General features: G+C 48.0%; 24 protein-coding genes. 23 read left to right on the plus strand and 1 reads right to left on the minus strand.

The window, feature by feature from the left end:
• The 15 genes from NTZ10_03380 to NTZ10_03450 all read left to right on the plus strand — a co-directional run.
• The coding region (locus tag NTZ10_03380) for a hypothetical protein (protein MCX5749269.1) at positions 1–425 on the plus strand (425 nt) is incomplete at its 5' end.
• A gap of 117 nt (positions 426–542) precedes the next feature.
• Positions 543–1,487: a phospho-N-acetylmuramoyl-pentapeptide-transferase gene (gene mraY / locus NTZ10_03385; protein MCX5749270.1), complete on the plus strand. Its 945-nt coding sequence runs from the start codon at positions 543–545 to the stop codon at positions 1,485–1,487.
• Between the two features lie 15 nt (positions 1,488–1,502).
• The gene (gene murD / locus NTZ10_03390; protein MCX5749271.1) at positions 1,503–2,846 is read left to right on the plus strand and encodes a UDP-N-acetylmuramoyl-L-alanine--D-glutamate ligase; all 1,344 of its coding nucleotides are present in this window, start codon (positions 1,503–1,505) and stop codon (positions 2,844–2,846) included.
• A gap of 10 nt (positions 2,847–2,856) precedes the next feature.
• Positions 2,857–3,951, plus strand: coding sequence for a putative lipid II flippase FtsW (ftsW, locus tag NTZ10_03395; GenBank protein MCX5749272.1), 1,095 nt, complete (start codon positions 2,857–2,859; stop codon positions 3,949–3,951).
• A 6-nt stretch (positions 3,952–3,957) separates the two neighbouring features.
• A complete protein-coding gene (gene murG / locus NTZ10_03400) occupies positions 3,958–5,070 on the plus strand; it encodes an undecaprenyldiphospho-muramoylpentapeptide beta-N-acetylglucosaminyltransferase (GenBank protein MCX5749273.1) in 1,113 nt (370 codons plus the stop codon).
• Positions 5,057–6,475, plus strand: a complete 1,419-nt coding sequence (murC, locus tag NTZ10_03405; GenBank protein ID MCX5749274.1) for a UDP-N-acetylmuramate--L-alanine ligase — start codon at positions 5,057–5,059, stop codon at positions 6,473–6,475. The genes murG and murC overlap by 14 nt, the downstream gene beginning before the upstream one ends.
• Complete coding sequence (murB, locus tag NTZ10_03410) at positions 6,459–7,361, plus strand: UDP-N-acetylmuramate dehydrogenase (protein MCX5749275.1); 903 nt, start codon at positions 6,459–6,461, stop codon at positions 7,359–7,361. Before murC ends, murB begins: the two co-directional genes overlap by 17 nt.
• 48 nt (positions 7,362–7,409) lie before the next feature.
• Positions 7,410–8,240 (plus strand): transketolase, encoded by an 831-nt coding sequence (locus NTZ10_03415; GenBank protein ID MCX5749276.1) that lies wholly within the window; start codon positions 7,410–7,412, stop codon positions 8,238–8,240.
• Positions 8,237–9,184, plus strand: a complete 948-nt coding sequence (locus NTZ10_03420; GenBank protein MCX5749277.1) for a transketolase family protein — start codon at positions 8,237–8,239, stop codon at positions 9,182–9,184. The genes NTZ10_03415 and NTZ10_03420 overlap by 4 nt, the downstream gene beginning before the upstream one ends.
• Positions 9,150–9,650: a dCMP deaminase family protein gene (locus NTZ10_03425; protein ID MCX5749278.1), complete on the plus strand. Its 501-nt coding sequence runs from the start codon at positions 9,150–9,152 to the stop codon at positions 9,648–9,650. Before NTZ10_03420 ends, NTZ10_03425 begins: the two co-directional genes overlap by 35 nt.
• A gap of 5 nt (positions 9,651–9,655) precedes the next feature.
• On the plus strand, positions 9,656–10,498 hold the full coding sequence (gene pheA, locus NTZ10_03430; GenBank protein ID MCX5749279.1) for a prephenate dehydratase: 843 nt from the start codon (positions 9,656–9,658) through the stop codon (positions 10,496–10,498).
• Between the two features lies 1 nt (position 10,499).
• Complete coding sequence (locus NTZ10_03435; GenBank protein MCX5749280.1) at positions 10,500–10,805, plus strand: YtxH domain-containing protein; 306 nt, start codon at positions 10,500–10,502, stop codon at positions 10,803–10,805.
• Complete coding sequence (locus tag NTZ10_03440) at positions 10,802–11,185, plus strand: hypothetical protein (GenBank protein ID MCX5749281.1); 384 nt, start codon at positions 10,802–10,804, stop codon at positions 11,183–11,185. The genes NTZ10_03435 and NTZ10_03440 overlap by 4 nt, the downstream gene beginning before the upstream one ends.
• Before the next feature lie 3 nt (positions 11,186–11,188).
• A complete protein-coding gene (locus NTZ10_03445; protein MCX5749282.1) occupies positions 11,189–11,398 on the plus strand; it encodes a YtxH domain-containing protein in 210 nt (69 codons plus the stop codon).
• Positions 11,398–12,507, plus strand: coding sequence for an ASKHA domain-containing protein (locus NTZ10_03450; GenBank protein MCX5749283.1), 1,110 nt, complete (start codon positions 11,398–11,400; stop codon positions 12,505–12,507). Before NTZ10_03445 ends, NTZ10_03450 begins: the two co-directional genes overlap by 1 nt.
• Positions 12,508–12,523: 16 nt before the next feature.
• On the opposite strand, the gene NTZ10_03455 is transcribed toward NTZ10_03450, so the two are convergent.
• Entirely contained in the window at positions 12,524–12,853 is a 330-nt protein-coding gene (locus NTZ10_03455; GenBank protein MCX5749284.1) for a hypothetical protein, read from the minus strand.
• Between the two features lie 128 nt (positions 12,854–12,981).
• Here NTZ10_03455 and argS point away from each other — a divergent pair, with 128 nt between their 5' ends.
• The 8 genes from argS to NTZ10_03495 are packed head-to-tail and all read left to right on the plus strand — an operon-like array spanning position 12,982 to position 20,470.
• Entirely contained in the window at positions 12,982–14,556 is a 1,575-nt protein-coding gene (gene argS, locus NTZ10_03460; protein ID MCX5749285.1) for an arginine--tRNA ligase, read from the plus strand.
• Between the two features lie 4 nt (positions 14,557–14,560).
• A complete protein-coding gene (locus NTZ10_03465; GenBank protein MCX5749286.1) occupies positions 14,561–15,472 on the plus strand; it encodes a branched-chain amino acid transaminase in 912 nt (303 codons plus the stop codon).
• Positions 15,473–15,480: 8 nt separating this feature from the next.
• Positions 15,481–15,831, plus strand: a complete 351-nt coding sequence (gene acpS, locus NTZ10_03470) for a holo-ACP synthase (protein MCX5749287.1) — start codon at positions 15,481–15,483, stop codon at positions 15,829–15,831.
• On the plus strand, positions 15,828–17,384 hold the full coding sequence (locus tag NTZ10_03475; GenBank protein MCX5749288.1) for an NAD(P)H-hydrate dehydratase: 1,557 nt from the start codon (positions 15,828–15,830) through the stop codon (positions 17,382–17,384). Before acpS ends, NTZ10_03475 begins: the two co-directional genes overlap by 4 nt.
• Positions 17,369–18,169, plus strand: coding sequence for an ABC transporter permease (locus tag NTZ10_03480; GenBank protein MCX5749289.1), 801 nt, complete (start codon positions 17,369–17,371; stop codon positions 18,167–18,169). Before NTZ10_03475 ends, NTZ10_03480 begins: the two co-directional genes overlap by 16 nt.
• Positions 18,166–18,894, plus strand: coding sequence for an ABC transporter ATP-binding protein (locus tag NTZ10_03485; GenBank protein ID MCX5749290.1), 729 nt, complete (start codon positions 18,166–18,168; stop codon positions 18,892–18,894). The genes NTZ10_03480 and NTZ10_03485 overlap by 4 nt, the downstream gene beginning before the upstream one ends.
• Positions 18,894–20,006 carry an MlaD family protein gene (locus NTZ10_03490; protein MCX5749291.1) on the plus strand — a complete coding sequence of 371 codons (1,113 nt, stop codon included), beginning with the start codon at positions 18,894–18,896 and terminating at the stop codon, positions 20,004–20,006. Before NTZ10_03485 ends, NTZ10_03490 begins: the two co-directional genes overlap by 1 nt.
• A 50-nt stretch (positions 20,007–20,056) precedes the next feature.
• Positions 20,057–20,470, plus strand: coding sequence for a hypothetical protein (locus tag NTZ10_03495; protein MCX5749292.1), 414 nt, complete (start codon positions 20,057–20,059; stop codon positions 20,468–20,470).
• Positions 20,471–20,490: the final 20 nt, after the last annotated feature.

Here is a 20,490-nt window from a genome sequence, read left to right on the forward strand (position 1 = left end):
GAAACGCGATGGCTCTAGCGCTTGCTTTAAAATATGCTGTTCTTACAGAAAATGCGAAGCAAGGGATGCCGGTGTCTGTGGCGGCCGTATTAGGATATGAGGCCGACACGACAAAAGTTTCCATACCGGGTCTTGATATGATAAATGCGTTGGGTGATATAGGCATAGGTGCTATCGTAAGTAAGATCATGGTTCCTTGGGTGCCGTATGGCGCACTTGTTTACCACAGTCTGAATCAGAACAATTATCCTATACCCGGAGGGACAGCCACAACCACGGGTTCCAGGATAGAGGTTGCGGTAGGCACACAGATGCTGCTATCAAAGAGTTCTGCTGTAGTTGGAGAGTTTTCATATAACTCATATAACTTTGGAACAAGTTATACTAACAACCAGATCTCTATAGCTTATTCGGCGAAGATCTGATCTTGAAGATCTAGTCTTCTAGAAGATATATGCTCCCCGATCCAATCGGGGAGCATTTTTTTACGCCTTAAATCCGGGCCCTCACGGTCCAGTTCCATTTTTGTTATAATATATAGAATGAATTCCATATTTCTGTTTTGCGTGTCTATCATTCTTTCAGCAAGCCTGATATATATAACCATCAGATTATTCAGGTTATTAATGATAGGCCAGGCGATCCGTGATGAGGGGCCCGCAGGACATCAAAAGAAAAAAGGCACAGCTACGATGGGAGGGATCGCAGTCCTTCTGACTTTCACCATTATGGCCTCCATATTCGTGGACATCGACGGAAAGCTCCTGGCTCTTTTACTGCTGACGGTAGGTTTCGGTATAATCGGCCTGCTTGACGACCTTATAAAGGTCTTACTGAGAAAGAGCGATGCTCTCAGCCCTTCACATAAGATGTCTTTACAGATAATTATTGCGCTGTTGTTCGGGGCATATATTCTTATGGCCGGGCATGAGACGGGCGCCTCAGGTATTTTGAAAGTATTTCATTTCGATCTCGGTTATCTTTATCTTCCGTTCGTAGTGTTTATGATAGTGGCTGCTGCGAATGCAACAAATCTAACGGATGGGCTTGACGGTCTTCTAGCGGGGACTTCTGTTATCGCTATCACATCATATTCCATAATAGCGGGAAAGCTCGGTATGATTGATACCGCGTCTCTCTGCATTATAATGGCCGGAGCATTGGCGGGTTTTCTGATCTTCAATTTTAACCCTGCGAAGATCTTTATGGGCGATTGCGGATCGCTTGCGGTGGGCGCGTTTTTAGCAGGGATGGCCGTATTGCTGCATAAAGAATTATTATTGATACTGATCGGCGGCGTGTTCGTCATAGAGACGCTCTCGGTGATCATACAGGTGATCTCGTTCAAGACCACAGGCAGAAGAGTGTTTAAGATGAGCCCTTTGCATCATCATTTTGAGTTGTCCGGGATGAAAGAGAAAAAGATCGTGTTCATGTTTTGGGCAACGGGCCTGATACTTGGAATACTCGGAGTTATCATCCGCTAGGAGAAGCATTGGAAAATGGATTATATAAATAAAAAAATATCAATAATAGGTTTCGGTAAAAGCGGACAGGCAGCCGCAAAGAGATTGTTGCAGTCGGGAGCTGTCGTGAAGGTTTCGGAATCGGGGAAGGCAGCCTCTCTTATGGATTGGATGAAGGATATCCAATTTGAATACGGCGGTCACACGTTCGATTTTATAAAGGACAGCGACCTGATAGTCGTGAGCCCCGGCGTCCATATCGATATCCCCGCGATCGAAGAAGCAAAAAAAGCGGGTATTGCTGTTATTTCAGAAGTGGAACTTGCATTTTCATTTTTCAGCAAGCCGGTGATCGCGGTCACGGGAACGAACGGAAAAACGACTACAACGACCCTGATTGGTGAGATATTCAGGAAAGCGGGATACAGGGTTGCTGTAGCAGGCAACATAGGCGACCCGCTTTCTGAAGTGGACGACAAAGATCTTGATTTCATCATTGCCGAAATAAGCAGCTACCAGCTTGAGGCGATAGAGAAATTCAGGCCTCAAATAGCTGTACTCCTGAATGTAACGCCCGATCATCTTGAGCGCTACAAGACAATGGAAGCTTATACGGCTGCGAAAGAAAAGATATTCGAGAACCAGGTGCCCGGAGACTATCTGGTCTTTAATCATGACGACATCACGGTCAGAAAGATGGCCGACAAAGCTTCCTCCAGAAAATATCCTTTCAGCCGCGAAGTCGCTGTTGAAGGTGGCCTTTTTGTAAATGACGGCTATATCGTAAGGCTGAAAGAAAACTATTTGGAAGCTGTGATTAAGTTAGAAGATATCAAAATAAAAGGAAGTCATAATGTCGAAAATTGCCTGGCAGTAGCGGCAGCATCTTTGATTTGCGGGATATCTTGCGCCGATATAGAAAAGACAATGAAAGAATTCCCTGGAGTGGAACACAGGATAGAACATGTCAGAACGTTAAAGGGCATTGAGTTCTATAACGATTCAAAGGCTACCAATCCGGATTCGACTATAGTGGCATTGAAGACGTTGTCAAAGGGCGGAGAGCTTGTCCTGATACTAGGCGGCAGGGACAAAGGCACTGACCTTAAGCCGATGTGTTCTGTCATCCTCAATACTGCAAAGAAGGTCATTCTTATAGGGGAGGCCGCAAAAAGATTCGAAGAAGAACTGAGGGCTTCCGGTTTCACTGATATCGAGAAAGCGTCATCCATGGAAGAAGCGGTGCGGATATCTTTTGAAAGGTCAAAAGACGGAGGTATTGTCCTGCTTTCGCCGGCATGCGCGAGTTTTGACATGTTCAAGGATTATGAGGACAGGGGCAGGGCGTTCAAAAAATCGGTGATGGAGATCGGGATCTGACGGGTGGACAATGGATAAAAAAAGACCGGATATATTCCTGTTAATTTGCGTGACAGCTCTCGTCGCTGTCGGACTTGTGATGGTGTTCAGCGCGACGACGACCCAGTCCCTGAGAGCGGGGAACCCGTTCATGTATCTTATCAAGCAGTCTTTGTATGTCGCGCTCGGGTTCATCGCGATGTACGCGGGCTACCGTATTGATTATGACAACTACAGAAAATGGACCGCCTGGATAATGGGGGGCTCGCTGTTCCTTCTCGCGGTCGTTTTTCTGCCTATGATCGGCCACTCGGCCGGAGGCGCTTCCAGATGGATCGATCTCGGGTTCATTTCATTTCAGCCTTCCGAGCTCGCAAAGATCGCTGTCGTTATATACCTGGCGGACGTGCTGGCACGCAAAGGAGCTGTCATCCGCGAATTCATAAAAGGGCTTTTTCCTCCTCTTCTTGTGGTCGGCGGATTCTGTTTTATCGTGCTTATACAGCCGGACCTCGGTACAGTGTTCGTGATATTCGGGACCGCTTTTATCATGTTCTATCTCGCGGGGGCAAAAGCGGTACACCTGTCTTTGCTTTTCGCGGGTGGCGTAGCGGCATTTCTGTTATCAAGTTTTGTCAGCTCCTACAGATGGCAGCGTATCATAACTTTTATCGACCCGTGGAAGGATCCGAGAGGAGCAGGATTTCATATCATACAGTCGATGATCGCGGTGGGTTCCGGCGGGTTCATGGGCCTCGGACTTGGTGCGAGCAGACAAAAATTCCTCTATCTTCCGGAACAATACACGGACTTCATCTACGCCATACTTTGCGAAGAGGGCGGGTTTTTGGGGGCTTTGGGAGTAATACTGCTGTTCATATGGTTCATAGGAAGAGGATTGAAAATATGCAGGCAGTGCCCTGACCGGTTCGGGATGCTTCTGGCCGGCGGCCTGACATCATTTATAGCTTTAGAAGCGGTCGTCAATATGGGCGTGGTCGTCGACTTGATCCCGACGACAGGGGTCCCGCTTCCGTTCATCAGTTACGGCGGCACATCCCTGATAGTGATGATGTTCACTGTCGGGATACTGCTGAACATCTCTTCTTTCCGTGAAAGAGCGTGACAGCCGATGATTAAGACATTAAAAGAAATAAGGATCGCCGTGTGCGCGGCAGGTACCGGCGGCCATATTTATCCCGGGATAGCGGTCGCGAGGAGCATACTTAAAGACCGCCCCGATGCAAAGATCCTGTTCTTCGGTTCAGGAAAGAAGATAGAAAAAAGCATATTTAACAGCGAAGGGCTGGACGCGAATTATATTTTATCTTCCGGTCTTCAAAAAACGACGCCGTTCGATATTTTAAAGGCGCTTGTATTATACCCTGCCGGTCTTTTTCAGGCTGCTGTAAAGTTGTTGTTTTTCAAGCCGGATGTCCTGCTTTCAACCGGAGGATATTCCAGCCTGCCGGTAGTTTTTGCCGCCGTGATGTTAAATGTGCCGGTCATACTCCATGAGCAGAACGTCCTGCCGGGCAGGGCGAACCGCATAGTTTCAAAACTGGCAAAAAAAATCGCGGTCTCTTTTGAAGAGAGCGCAAAATATTTTGATCCGGCCAGGACCGTTGTCACCGGAAATCCGGTAAGAGAAGGCATCGTTTCAGCGAACGGGCAGGTCTCGAAAAATAAACTGGGGATAAATCCCGGGGCCAAGACGGTCCTTGTTGTCGGAGGAAGCCAGGGGGCGCGCTCCCTGAACAAATATATCCTTGAGGCCGTGCCGTTGATGAAGGACAGAAATATCACTCTGGTCCATCTGTGCGGTGAAAGTGATTTCATATTGTTAGAAGACAAGATCGCAGGGATCGACAAAGGCATCTTAAGCATAAAATTATTCCCGTATACGCATGATATGGGGACTGTCCTTGCGGCGAGCGATCTTGTAATAAGCAGGGCGGGAGCTACTATCCTTGCCGAGATCGCTTCAAGGGGGCTTCCTTCGGTGCTTGCGCCGTATCCTCACGCGGCCGAAGATCACCAGCGTTATAACGCCGAGGTATTCGGTAAAAAAGGGGCTTCTTTGGTGATCGAGGACGCTTCATTGTCGGGAAAGATGCTCTCGGATATGATCAAAGATCTGCTCTCTGACAGAGGCAGATATGAAAAAATGTCGGCAGCGGCAAGATCGATGTATAAGAGTGACGCGGCGTCAAAGATCAAGGAATTGATATATGAAACAGTTTGATATGACGCGCGCCAAGAACATCCACCTTATCGGCGTAGGGGGATGCGGGGTCGGGGCCATTGCCAAGATACTGATAGAGATGGGATACAAAGTGTCCGGTTCCGACCTGAAGGAAAGCGCCAATACCATAAGGCTCCGTGAAATGGGGGCCCACATTTTTTTCGGGCACGCGGCTTCCAACGTCAGGGAAGCCGACATAGTAGTATATTCTTCGGCGATCTCAAAGGAAAACCCGGAGTTAGCGGAGGCCGGCGCGTCGCAGATAAAGACCATAGCAAGAGCGGAAATGCTTTCCTGGATACTTTCACAATCAAAGACCCCTATAGCGATAGCGGGGACCCACGGAAAGACAACGACCACATCGATGACATCGCTGGTATTTACGAAATGCGGGTTCGAACCGACATTTCTTATAGGCGGCGAGACCAATGATGTCGGAGGGAATGCCAAACTCGGCAGCGGCAGATTTGCCATAGCCGAAGCGGACGAGAGTGACGGGTCGTTTTTGTTCCTGAGGCCGAAGATGAGCGTAATTACCAACATAGAGGCCGATCATCTCGACCATTACAGCGGGATAGACAGCATAATGGAAACCTTCAGGGATTTTGCCGATTTGCTGCCTCCTGACGGGCATCTGATAATCTGCGCGGACCATCCCAATAACAAGCTGCTTCTGAAAAAGATCGAGACTGAGGCTTCAACTGTACTGTACGGGTTCAGCGAGGATGCCCAGATAAAGGCAAAGAACATGATCTCGGGTGAGGGCAGCGTGAAATTCGAGGTCTTAAATAACGGCAGGACGCTGGGCGAGGTCAAGCTTAATGTTCCCGGCAGCCAGAATGTCGAGAACGCGCTTGCTTCGATAGCCGTGGGCCTCGAAGCCGGGATAGATTTTATGAGCATAAACACGGCTTTAAGGTGTTTTACCGGAGTGAGGAGAAGGTTCCAGCTGATAGGAAAAGTAGGAGGCATACTTATATATGACGACTACGCGCATCATCCCACCGAGATCGCGGTGACGCTCAGATCGGCAAAACAAAGCTGGTCCACGGTAAAAAGATTGATATGCGTGTTCCAGCCTCACAGGTATTCGAGGACCATGCATCTGAAGGAGGATTTCGGAAAAGCTTTTGGATTTGCGGACGAGGTTATCATCACCGATATCTATTCGGCGGGAGAAAATCCTATATCCGGCATCACCGGCGAGACGATCGTCGAAGAGATCAGAAAGAACAAAAAGAACGTGCTGTATCTCCCTAAAAAGCAGGAGATCGCCGATCACCTCATAAACTCCTTGAAAGAAGGGGACCTTGTCCTTACAATGGGAGCCGGGGATATACACGTCATCGCAAAGGAAATATACAGCCGTCTGAGGGAGAAACAAAGAAATGAAAAACTTATTTGACGAGCTTTGCAAGCAATGCAAGGGAGAGGTCCTGAAAAACGAGCCCATGGCGAGGCACACCACATTCAAGGTCGGCGGACCGGCTGACATCATGTTCTCTCCCGAAGATGCCGGGAGCCTTAAAAAAGCGTTGAAAATATTGAATTCCCATAAAACTTCTTTCATCGTGATAGGCAAGGGGTCAAACCTCCTGGTCTCGGACGAGGGCATCAGGGGAGTCGTGATAAAACTTGCGGGGAACATGAACGGCATTAAAATAAAGGGTACTTCGGTCACCGCGCAGGCGGGCGTTTTTATGAAAACGCTTATTTATAAATGTTCCGAGTCCGGCCTTTCGGGCCTTGAACCGCTTATAGGGATCCCGGCGGCTTTGGGAGGCGCTATAGCGATGAACATGTCAGCCTGGGGGACGAGCATAAGCAGCCTTGTAAGGTCCGTCACGGTCCTGACAAAAGAAGGCAAGGTCAAAAAGATACCGAAGATCGCTTGCGGATTTTCTTACAGGGGCTCCGATCTTGATAAAGGCTCTCAGATCATCATAGAGATCCTGTTGGAGCTCAAGCGCGAAGATATTCAAAAGATATCGGAAAGACAGGAAGAGATCCTTTTTCTTAAAACCGCATCCCAGCCGATAGGTCTTCCTTCGGCCGGGTGTGTTTTTAAGAATACTACGGGAGAACCTTCAGGCAAGATCATTGAAAAAGCGGGGCTCAAGGGAGAAAGGATAGGAGGCGCCGAAGTTTCAAATATCCACGCGAATTATATCGTCAATACCGGCGGCGCCAAAGCCGCGGATATAAAGCTCCTTATCGAACGTATCAGGGCGATAGTCATGGATAAATTCGGCATAAAACTTGAGCTGGAAATAAAAACATCAGGTTTTTGACTTTATAAAGATGTTCGTGATATCCTGAATATATAAAGAAAAAATATGATTTCTAAAGAAAAAATAAAAGAGATCGAGGCGAAAGCCAACCAAATAAAGATAGACATCATAGAGATGATAGGCAGGTCGGGTTCAGGCCATCCCGGCGGTTCTCTTTCTATATCAGATATTGTTGCCGTTCTTTATTTTGAAAAAATGAGGTATAGATCTGACGATCCGCAGTGGGAGGACAGGGACCGCCTGGTCCTTTCCAAAGGCCACGCTGCCCCGGCAGTATATTCCGCGCTTTCGCTTGCAGGTTTTTTTTCGAGGGATTACCTGAAGACATTAAGGCAGATCGGGACATCGCTTCAGGGACATCCGGACAGGACTTCGCTTCCTGGCATTGATATGTCGACAGGATCGCTGGGCCAGGGACTTTCTGTCGCGGTGGGAATGGCGCTGGCGGCAAAAATGGATAAAAAAGAACACAGGATCTACTGCATAATAGGGGACGGTGAATCGCAGGAAGGCCAGATCTGGGAGGCAGCGATGAGCGCCGGCCACAGGAAGACAGATAATCTGACCGTGATACTGGACCACAATAAATTGCAGATCGACGGACGTGTCGAAGATATAAAAGGGCTCTCTCCTGTGGCCGATAAATGGAGGGCTTTCAGGTGGAACGCCATCGACAAAGTAGACGGGCATGACGTGCGGGCGCTGTTAAAAGCGTTCGATGAGGCGGAAAAAACGAAAGGCAGGCCTACGATAATAATCGCGGACACTGTCAAAGGAAAAGGCGTTTCTTTTATGGAACATAACGTGGATTTTCACGGCAAGGCTCCCAACAAGGAAGAGACGGAAAAAGCGCTTTCCGAGCTGAGGTGCCGCCAATGAGCAGGCAGCTTGCTTCGACAAGGGATGCTTACGGAAAAACCCTTGTAGAGCTGGGGAAACAGAACAGGGACATAGTGGTCCTTGACGCAGATCTCGCGTGTTCCACAAAGACAGCGTCTTTTTGCAAGGCATTTCCCGACAGGTTCATCAACTGCGGGGTCGCGGAGCAGGACATGATCTCTACTGCCGCGGGACTTGCGGCCAGCGGAAAGATCGCGTTCGCTTCGACTTTCGCGGTATTCGGGGCGGGCCGGGCGTGGGATCAGGTCAGGATCTCGGTAGCCTATCCGAGATTGAACGTGAAGATCGTCGTCACGCACGGAGGGATCACCGTGGGCGAGGACGGGGCTACGCATCACGCGCTTGAAGATATCTGCCTGATGAGGGTGCTGCCCAATATGACGGTAGTAGTCCCGGCTGACGCGGTTGAAACGGAAAAAGCTATCCGTGCTGTCGCTCAGTTCCACGGCCCGGCATATGTCAGGCTCGGCAGGTCAGCGGTACCGGTAATAAACCAAGATAAAGATTACGATTTCAGGATAGGCAAAAGCGTCGAGTTCAGAAAAGGAAAAGACGTCACTCTCATAGCTTGCGGGATAATGGTAGCGACCGCTCTTGACGCGGCTGATATCCTCGAAAAAGAAGGGCTCTCGTGCCGGGTGATAAACATGCATACGATAAAACCGCTTGACAGAGAAGCGGTATTATCGGCCGCCAGGGAGACAGGCGCCATCGTGACAGCCGAGGAACATTCCGTATTGGGCGGGCTCGGCAGCGCGGTGTGCGAAACGGTCGCCCAGGATTTTCCCGTTCCTGTGATAAGGGTGGGTGTCGCCGATATGTTCACCGAGTCGGGTAGCCCGTCAGAACTTCTCGAAAAATACGGCCTGATGGCGAAAGACATAATAGATGCGGCAAAAAAAGCGATCTCCAAAAAAAGATAAACCGCTGAAGACGGCAAAACGGCCGACCTGGGACGAATATTTCATGGAAATAACCAGGGTGGTCGCAAAGCGTTCCGCATGCCTGAAACGCAATGTGGGGGCAGTTGTCGTCAAAGAAAAAAGGCTTCTCTCCACAGGATATAACGGCGCCCCTAAAGGCCTTGCTCATTGCGAGGCCGTGGGCTGCATCAGAAAAGAGATGAATATCCCTTCGGGTCAAAGGCATGAGCTGTGCCGCGGACTTCACGCCGAGCAGAACGCAATAATACAAGCAGCCTGGGACGGAGTGAAGATAGAAGGCTCGACACTTTACTGCACGCACCAGCCGTGCGTCATTTGCGTGAAGATGATGATAAACGCGGGGATAAAAAGAGTGGTATTTGAAGGCGATTATCCCGACGACCTTGCGTCAAACATGCTTATAGAGTCAGGGCTTGAGATATCCCGCTTTAAAGAGGTAAAATAGATCAAATGACAAAGAAGATAGGCTACCTGGGGCCTGAAGGTACGTTTTCCGAAGAAGCGGGGCAGGTATATTTAAAAAAACTTGAAACTAAAGCCGACCTGGTGCCGATGCCTACTTTCCATGATGTCTTATTTGCCGTTGACAGGGAAGAGGTTGACGAGGGGATAGTCCCTGTAGAGAACTCGATCGAAGGTACTGTCGGCGTCGTGCAGGATATGCTCGCGAAAGAAGTGGACCTGAAGATCAAAGGCGAGATCATACTGCCGGTGCATCAAAGCTTGATGGCAAAAAAAGATATCACGCTATCTGAAATAAAGGAAGTGATATCGTTCACCCAGCCGATCGAACAGTGCAGGACGTGGCTGAGGAAAAATCTGCCGCACGCAAAGATCCGGTTTTCGTCCAGCACTTCGGAAGCGGCAAGAACAGCGGCTTCCTCCGCGGAGGAAGGGATCGCGGCAATAGGTTCATCGGGATCCGCTAAGATCTACGGGTTAAAAGTGCTTCTGAAGGACATCACGGATTACAGCGATAATGCGACCAGGTTCATCGTGCTTTCAAAGACCGACCATAAACCGACGGGCAGTGACAAGACATCAATAGTGTTTTCTGTGATCGCCGATAAGCCGGGAGGCCTTTTTGCCGTGCTTGGCGAGTTCGCGTCAAGGGGGATAAACCTGACCAAGATCGAGTCACGCCCCTCCAAGAAAGCGCTCGGGGATTACTTTTTCTTTGTCGACATGGAGGGACACCGTAAGGACAAAATGATATCCGAAGCGGTCTCCGATATTACGAATAAAGTGGCGTTCCTGAAGATACTGGGTTCTTATCCAAAAGGGGGTGCGTGATATGTCCGGCAGAAGCAGGCTTTCTTTTGGCGGATTCTTTCTCGGGGCTGCGGTCGCGGGCGCCGTCGCGGCGCTTTTTACGCCTTTTTCGGGTAAAGAATTGCGGGAAAAAGTAAAAGAAAAGGTAGACGAGGCAAAAAAAGGATGCGGCGACACGGCCGAGGACATCAGGCATAACAGCGATGAAGCAATAAGCGGCACTATCAGTTCCATAGAGGAAGGCATAAACAGGCTGACAGAAGCCATAACCGAAGCACAGAAAGCTGCCGAGGAAAAGCGGGAAGAATTAACCGGAGGTGAACAATGAACATCAATCTTGTCCTGATCATATGTCTGGTCGCGGTCACCATAGGTATCCTGGTAATGATAGCCTACGTTATAATGCTTCTGTCACATGTCAGGAGGATCCTCAAGCCGGTGGACAAGATGCTGAACGACCTCAGCGCCGAGTTCCGGCCGCTTTTAAACGATATGTCTGGCATATCGGGTTCGGTCAATAGTTTTCTCGGCCGGTTTGACAGGATAACGGGGCTGGTGTTCGGGAAGCTCGACATGATGGCTCAGGGTATGGAAAAAGCAAACACTTATGTCCAGCGGTTCGTGAAAAATCCGAAGGTCGAGATCGAGAGCATAGGCGCCGGCCTCAAAAAAGCTGCTCAGATATTATTTAGAAAGAAAGGAGAGTGAGATATGGGTAAGATCAAAAGTTTCCTCACGGGCGGGATGGTCGGAGCGGTGATCGGGATGCTGTTCGCTCCGCAGAAGGGTGACGAGTCCAGAAAAAAGCTCCAGGAAGAAAGCGACAAATGGAGCCCTAAAATAAAAGAGATGGCGGCAGGAGCGAAAGACACCGCGCAAAAGACTATCGATAAAGCCAAGGAAATATTCGGCAAAAAATAATGGCTAATCTCGGCCTCGCGGTCGATATCGGCTCGACGAATATCGCCGGTTTCATGATAGACCTTGACAAGAGAAAGGATCATTTTTCTCTGTCGATAAAGAACAGCCAGGCTTCCCACGGATCTGACGTGGTAAGCCGGCTGACTTTCGCTTCTCAAAAACAGGACAATGTCAAAGCCCTTCAAAAACAGGTCGTCACCGATCTTAACAACCTCATTTTTGCTCTTTCAAAAAGACTTCACATCAACAGAAAGCGGCTCAGCAAAATAATCGTTTCAGGCAACACGATAATGCTGCACCTGCTGCTTGGTTTGGATATATCAGGATTTCTGAAATACCCGTTCAAGTCGGAGATCAAAGGTCCTGTTGAAATAAATGCCGAGGAAATCGGAGTAGTCGCTTCAAAAAAAACAAAACTAATAACACTGTCTGTTATTTCACCGTATGTTGGAGCGGATGTCGTTTCCGGGATCTTATACACAGGAATGCATAAGCTTTCCGGCAGGAAGCTGCTGATAGACCTAGGGACAAACGCTGAAATCGTTCTTGGCAACAAAGACCGTTTGATCGCGGCTTCAGCCGCGGCAGGCCCTGCATTTAAAGGGAAAGATATCGTTCTTGGATCGGAGATAATATCATCGGTTGCGAGGATGTTAAAAAACGGACTTATAGATAAAAACGGGAATTTAAAACAATCAAAAGGGAACCCTCTCCCTTTGGGAGAGGGGAAGGGTGAGGGTTGTAAGGTCCTTTCCCAAGACGACATCCGCTCTTTTCAGCTGGCTAAAGGCGCTGTCAGAGCCGGTATCGAAATATTAATGGAAAAATACGGGATCAACCTTTCCGATGTCAAAAAAATACTGATCGCCGGCCTGTTCGGAAAAAAGATCGACAGGCAGGATGCTATTACAACAGGTTTGATCCCTTCAGTCCCAAGAACAACTGTCCGGGCAATAGGCAATTCATCTTTAGGCGGGGCGAAAAAAGTTCTGCTCGACCCCGGATTACTTGAAGAAGTAAAACAGATCGCAAAAACAGCCGAGCCCGTAGAACTTTCTTTGGAAAAAGGTTACCAGGAAAGATTTATTTTCCGTATAAACTTTGATTGATCCTCGGGCCCGATCATCACGGTAAGTCGCGGAATTTCTCGGGGAGCTTATTGAGCAGGTTTTCCTTATCAAGTTCGCATATCATAGCCGATCTGATATTTGTCGAGATAAATCTGCAGCACTCTTTAAATCCCATTATCCATCTGGCCTGAAAACCTGCTGATATTGAATCTTCAAACATAGAAACGATCTTTTGTTTCCCGAAGCCGTTCTTTGATACCGCGTTGGCAATGCTTGCCAGCTTGATCGCTCTTTGTATGGGATGCTCTATCCTTCTCGAAGCCCTTATTACCTTCAATATCTTTTTTTTCTGTAATATCTCAAGATCCTTGGTTATGTCTCCCATGATACCCTTCCTTTAAACAGGGTCCTTGCGGTCTGTTATGCTATCCCCCCTGTATATATTTATCGTCAAATATTCGGTGGAATTCCGCTTATTATTGCCCATTCCGCCTTGTGCTATAATCGCTGTATATGCGGGAAAGAATAATAGAAATCATAAGGTCTGCAACTGGGATAAACGAAATCGACCTGGAGGTCCCGAAAGAAAAAAAATTCGGGGACTTTTCGACGAATATCGCGATGTCGGCCGCAAAATTACAGGGTAAAAATTCCAGAGAGACGGCAAACGACTTTAAGAAAAAAATAGAAGATAATGATAAACAAAACCTCATTAAAAAAGTAGAAATTGCCGGCCCCGGCTTTATTAATCTGTTCATCAATGATGCCGAAATAAATGCCGGGCTTAACGGGATAATCAGAGAAGGCGGCGCGTACGGGGCAAATAATACAGGCAACGGTAAAAAGGTCCTGATAGAGTTTGTCAGCGCCAATCCGACGGGGCCTCTTCATATAGGCCACGGCAGGTGGGCGGTGATCGGGAGCTCGCTGGCAGAAATACTAAAGGCGAACGGATACAGCGTAGAAACAGAGTTTTATGTCAACAATATCGGCCGGCAGGTGGATCTTTTGGTGGAATCGGTGCTTTCATCAGTAAAAGATCTTGAGATTCCTGAGGGAGGGTACGGCGGAAGTTATGTCAAGGATATAGCGGAAGAAATTAAAAAGGAAGCTCCTGAAGATGTCAAACAATATATCTTTGACAGGATCATATGCGGGCAGAAACAGACTCTCCTTGACGCAGGGGTGGAGTTTGACAACTGGTTCTTTGAGAACACGCTCCACGAGAACGGAGCTGTCGCAAAGACGATAGAGCGTCTGAAGAAGAACGATATGACTTACGAAAAAGACGGTGCCGTCTGGTTCAGGTCAGAGCAGTTCGGGGATGACAAGGACAGGGTCCTTGTGAGGGAGAACGGGGAGCCTACATACTTTACGGCTGATATAGCGTATCACAGCGATAAGTTCAAAAGAGGCTATGACCTTCTCATCAATGTGTGGGGCACCGACCATCACGGTTATGTGAAAAGACTGCAGTCGGCGATGGAAGCCCTGAAGCTGCCCAGCCACAGGCTGGAAATAATAATCGGCCAGCTTGTGACCCTTTACCGGGGAAAAGAACCTGTCAGGATGTCAAAAAGGACCGGCGAGATGATAACCCTTAAAGAAGTGATAGATGAGATCGGCTGCGACGCGGCAAGGTTCTTCCTTCTGATGACGGGGGCGGACACGCACATGGACTTTGACCTGGAGCTGGCCAAGAAAAGATCTCTGGACAATCCGGTATACTATATCCAGTACGCTTACGCGAGGATATGCAATATCCTGAAGAACAGCGTTGTCCCGGTCCCTCAACCTGAGCAGGCAGATCTCAGCCTTTTGAAAGAAGAAGCCGAAAGGGATATCATCCTGAAACTGACGGAGTATCCCAAAGAGCTTGAAGAAGCGGCAAAGGCGATGCAGCCGCACCATCTCGTAAGGTATTTAAGGCAGGTCGCTTCCCTTTTTCATTCCTATTACCACAAGTGCAGGGTGATATGCGAGGACAAAGAGGTCATGAAAGCAAGGCTTCTTTTGATAGAATCCACTCGAATAGTGCTCTTAAACGTGTTAAAATTATTAAAAGTTTCGGCACCTGAAAGGATGTAATAAAATGAAAGAATGTTTTTTTGAAGGAAATTTCGTCCCTTTTGAGAAGGCGAACATCTCGATAATGACGCACGCGTTCAATTACGGCACCGCGGTCTTTGAAGGAATACGCGGATACTGGAACCCCGAAAAGAAACAGAAATTCATACTGAAGCTTTCAGAGCATTACGAGCGTCTTTTAAGGTCGTGCAGGGTCATCAGGATAGAATCAAAATACTCCCTCAGGGAACTTTGCGACATAACGATCGACCTAGTCAGAAGGAATAATTACAGAGAAGATATCTATATCAGGCCTTTAGCATATAAATCAACGAAAAAAATAGGCCTCGGGCTTGTCGGGGTCGAAGATGACCTGTGCATATTCCTGTCACCTTTCGGCGACTACCTTGATATCTCCAAGGGCATACGCGTCTGCACCTCTTCGTGGAGAAGGCTGGATGATATGGCGATACCGACGCGGGCAAAGATAACAGGGTCTTATATCAATTCTTCCCTGGCGAAATCGGAAGCGATCGAAGGCGGGTTCGAGGAAGCTATAATGCTCTCGCATGACGGGCACGTCTCCGAGGGCAGCGGCGAGAATATTTTTATGGTCAGGGACGGAAAGCTTATAACACCGGTAGTCACCGACAATATCCTTGAAGGCATCACAAGAGGCTGTATAATACAGCTTGCAAAGGATAAGCTCGGGATAGATGTCATTGAGCGGTCGGTCGACAGGTCGGAGTTATATATTGCCGATGAACTTTTCTTTGTCGGCACAGGCGCTCAGGTCTCTCCGATCATAGAGGTCGACAGGCGTGTCGTCGGAAACGGCCAGATGGGCCCCATGACATCAAAACTGCAGAAAGCCTATTTTGCCGCTGCAAGAGGGGACGACCATACATATAAAGACTGGATCACGCCGGTATATTGATCATATAAATGATAAAAGGGATCGGCATTGATATAGTTGAGATCGAGCGGATAAAGAACGCTGTCAAGCGCCACGGCGATAAATTTCTCAATAGAGTGTACACTTCTTCGGAACTGTCTTATTGCAAAAAGTTCAGCAAGTTCCGGTTTCCCGAGCTGTCGGTGCGCTTCGCGGCAAAAGAAGCGTACGCAAAAGCGATAGGCACGGGGATGAACGGCATCCACTGGAGACAGATAGAGGTGCGCAACGATAAAAAAGGCAAGCCGTATCTTAAGCTCAACGGCAGGACAGTGAAAAAGGCGCACGTCACGCTTTCTCACAGCAGGGATTACGGCGTGGCATGCGTGGTGCTGGAATGAGATCGATCTCAACAGCCGAGATGAAACGTATCGATGCCCGGGCCATCAATGACCTCGGCATCCCTCAGATCGTCCTGATGGAAAATGCCGGGTTAAGGGTCATGGAGGCGATAAAAGAAAACTACGGCATCCCGGAAAGCGCTGTAGTCGTATGCGGTAAAGGCAGCAACGGCGGGGACGCCGCCGTTATAGCAAGGCATCTGTACAACAGCGGTTGTGACGTCTCGGTATTTCTCGCCGGTTCTAAAAGCGATCTAAAAAAAGGCGCAAGAATAAACTTTCAGGCAGCCAAAAATATCGGCATCAATATTGCCGAGATAACTAAAAAAACACAGCTCGAGATCCTTTATGATGAGCTTCAAAATACCGGTATAGTGATCGACGGGCTGTTCGGCATAGGCCTCAACAGTGATGTGAAAGGCTTGCACGCCGAGATCATCGATCTGATAAATAATAATAGAAAACGCGGATATAAGACCGTTTCGGTCGATATACCTTCGGGGCTTGATTCTGATACCGGCAAAATAAGAGGACGCTGTGTCGAAGCGGATATGACGGTGACGTTCCACCTGCCGAAAACAGGGATGTTAAAAAACAGCGGACCGGAAAAGTCAGGGAAAATAGTAGTAGGGGATATTTCCATACCTTATACAGGCCCAAGATCACAGGATCTAAGCCTTAAAAAAATCGCAAATCGCAGATCGCAAACCGCAAAAAACAAAAACCTGACAGATATTGTTTTTGTAAAAGAAAGACTTCCGAAGAGAAAAAAGGATTCAAATAAAGGAGATAACGGACGGGTACTGATAATCGCCGGATCAGAAAACATGGCCGGAGCGGCGATCCTGACGTCAAAGGCCGCTTTAAGGGCAGGCTCCGGATCAGTATATTTATCTATACCCGGATCGATCCGGTCGAATATAAATAAAGCAGTACCTGAAGCTATAACTTATTTTGACCTTAAGGTCTCCGAAATTAAAAAGATGAAATTAGATGCGATCGCCGTCGGTCCCGGTATAGGCCAGGGGAAAAGAGAGTTTGTAAAAAAACTTATTAAAGCCGACCTGCCTTGTCCCATGGTGATCGATGCTGACGGTCTGAACTCGATTGCCGGCGAGCCGAAGGTCCTTCTTTCAAGGACATTCCCGACCGTAATAACTCCGCATCCCGGAGAAATGGCAAGGCTAATAAAGACGACCGCTTCAAAAATCCAGTCTGACAGGACAGGCAATGCTGTGAGGTTTGCAAGAAAAAACAATGTCATCGTAGTGTTAAAAGGTTTTAATACTATTATTTCCGACCAGAGAGGCGGATATTTTATTAATCCCACGGGAAACCCCGGAATGGCTTCCGCGGGCGCGGGAGATGTTCTGACCGGGATCATCGTCTCGTTGATAGGGCAGGGGATGGAGACATTTGATGCGGCCGTATGCGGGGCTTATATACACGGCTTGTCCGGCGACCTGGCGGCGAAAGAAAAAGGCAGGATAGGTATCATAGCTTCTGATATAATTGAGGCAATAACGGGAGCTTTAAAATGCGTTTCGGCCTGAGCATTAAAAAAGAAGAAAAATATTTCGATTATGTCGGCAAGGAGACTCTCCTGTTCTTCAGGGATTTTGGCGGCATCTGCATCCTTCTATGGCAGGCGCTGACGAGGTCTTTCACTAAAAAGCTGAATATAAAAAATGTGTATGATCAGCTGGTCAGAATAGGCAACGATTCGATCCCCGTTTCACTCATAACGGCATTTTTTGTCGGCATGGTATTTGCTGTGCAGATCGCTACGGAGTTCACAAAGTTCGGCGCAGGCAGGATGGTAGGCGCAGTGATGGCCCTGGCAATCGCAAGGGAACTGGCCCCGATCTTGACGGCAGTGGTCCTGGCGGGGCGCGTGGGCGCGGCGATCGCCGCGGAGATCGGCACGATGAACGTCACTCAGCAGATCGATGCGATGAGAGCCCTGGGAACGAATCCTATAAACTATTTGGTAGTGCCAAGGTTCCTGGCGTCGGTGATAATGTTCCCTGTTCTTACGCTTTTTGCCGACCTGATTGGCTTCATCGGATCTTTTCTTGTCTCTGTATTTCTCGCAAATATCAATCCGTACAGCTATTTAGAAGCTACTGAACAATTCCTTAAGACGGGAGATATCCTGGCAGGGCTGTTGAAAGCTGTCGTGTTCGGTGCTCTCGTCTCGATCATCGCCTGCCAGATGGGGCTCAATTCAAAGAACGGGGCAAAAGGCGTGGGAGAAGCCACCACGGCTTCGGTCGTGATCTCTCTGATAACGATATTTGTGGCGAACTATTTCATGTCAGTGGCATTGTTCAAATGATAAAAATAACATCTCTGACAAAAACATTCGGTAATAAAAAAGTTCTTGACGATGTCAGCCTTGAGATACCCGACGGCCAGAAGCTGGCAGTTATAGGCCCGTCAGGCTGCGGCAAAAGCACTTTGCTCAGGTTGTTGATAGGTCTCACCGGACCGACAAGAGGATCAGTGAATATTAACGGCAAAGAGATAACCGTGATGAGCGAAGACAGGCTGATGAAGATCAGGGCCGGCATCGGCATGGTATTCCAAAGTTCGGCTCTGTTTGATTCGATGAGCGTGTACGAGAACATCGCTTTCGGGCTCAGACAGAACTCCGGGCTCCCCGAGGACCTTATCAGAAAAAAAGTAGCGGAAAAACTTGAGATGGTAGAGCTCCCGCATATAGAAGGACTTATGCCCGGGGAACTGTCCGGCGGGATGCAGAAAAGGGTAAGCTTCGCGAGGGCGATCGCAAATGACCCTTCAATAATCCTTTATGATGAACCGACTACAGGGCTTGACCCCGTGACTTCCACTGTGATCGAGGACCTGATCAACAAACTGACAAGAGAGCTTAAAGCTACGGGTGTATTGGTGACCCATCAGTTGTCTACGATATTTAGGACAAGCGACAGGATAGTGATGATGAACGAAAGTAAATTCATCGAGGCCGGGTCGGTAGAGCAGGCAATAAATTCATCTAACCCGATAGTAAAAAACTTCATTAAAGGAGGTCTTCCGTGATGTCAAATCAAATAAAAGTGGGGATAGTCGTCTCGATCGCTATTTTGCTTTTAGGGGCGATCGTGACATGGAAAAGCGCCATACTGATGCGTTTTACCGGCTATGAGATGATCGGTTCGTTTGAAAACATAGAGGGGCTTACGACCGGTTCGGAGATCAGGTACAGGGGTTTTAAGGTGGGTAAAGTGATGCGGATCGATCCGGGCACTGAGGACATAAGGATCTATTGTAATATCGATAACAGCATCAAATTTCCGGCGGATTCGACCTTGCGCGTGGCATTTGACGGGCTTGTCGGGATGAAATTCCTAGAGGTCAGGCCGGGACATTCTCAAGCGCTGTACAAGCCTTCACAGGTATTATACGGGCAGAAGACCTCAGGGATCGTTGATTTTGTCGATATGGGCACGCAGAACCTTATAGAAACAAAAAAAATCCTGATTTCGATAGCAAATATTGTCGAAAGGCCGGAAATACAACAATCATTCGTAAATGCCGTCTTTAACATCGAAAAAGCCACTGAAGAGATAAACCGTCTGACTAAGGAGCTGATCGTGCTGGCTAACTCGATCAACAATATCGTTGCGGACAAGAGTTTTCAAAATAACGTGAAAGGCATCGCAAATTCAACGGACAAGACACTTTCATCCGCAAATAAATTCTTTGAAGGTGTCGGGAACATGCAGATAAAGCCGAGCGGTGATCTGCTGTTCGGAGGCCTGTCTAATCAGATAAAAGGAAACCTTGATTTTTCGACCGGAGGCGACACGCATGTTTTATTGGCAATGGGGGAGGGCGGGCCTACCAGAAATCTCTCGATGCTTGATGTGCAGGTCGCGAGCACCGTTGCAAAGAATCTGGGCTTAAGAATAGGAATGATCAATACTTATCTCGGCGGCGGTGTCGATATGAGGTTCAATGACAGGTTCATGCTGAGCGGCGACATCTATGACTTCAACAATCCGAAACCTAATTATCCCAAGCTCAGACTTACAGGAGAATACAAGTTCGTGGATTATGTGAACCTCCTGTTCCAGGCGGATGATTTTCTTAACGGTCGCGCGAATGCCAATTATTCTCTGGGTGTGAGGATAAAGAGCAGCGTTGATTAATGTCAATTGAACAACTGCTTTACGGTCAATAACCAAGGTAAGATACTTATATGTCAGGACAAATGGATATAACAACAGGTTTACTCTATAAAGGCGACCAAAAATGGCTGGATTACTCATTGAGTGCTTACTCGGATTTCTGTAATAATTTTATAATATTGAACACATCTAATAAGAATTCCACGATCACAGCGCGAACGGCCAATAGCTGGCGACAAAAAGGATTAAATGTTTCATTAGTCTCAACAGCCGGCGTCAATAAAGAGCCAAAGGCATATCTTTATAAAATGGTGAAAAAAGAACGGACAAAATGGATGTTGTTCTTGAACGAAGGAGAGATACTAGGAGAGGAAGCAAAAGACCAGATGCCTGTGTTATTGGATGATAATTCTGCTCAGGGTTTCAGATTTTTTGTGAGGACATTATGGGATTCTAAAAAAGAGTTCAGGTGCGATAAGGGGTAGATAAGGACCAGAGCTGGGAT

The sequence above is a fragment of the Candidatus Saganbacteria bacterium genome (assembly GCA_026387835.1).
GTDB lineage: Bacteria > Margulisbacteria > WOR-1 > JAKLHX01 > JAKLHX01 > JAPLKZ01.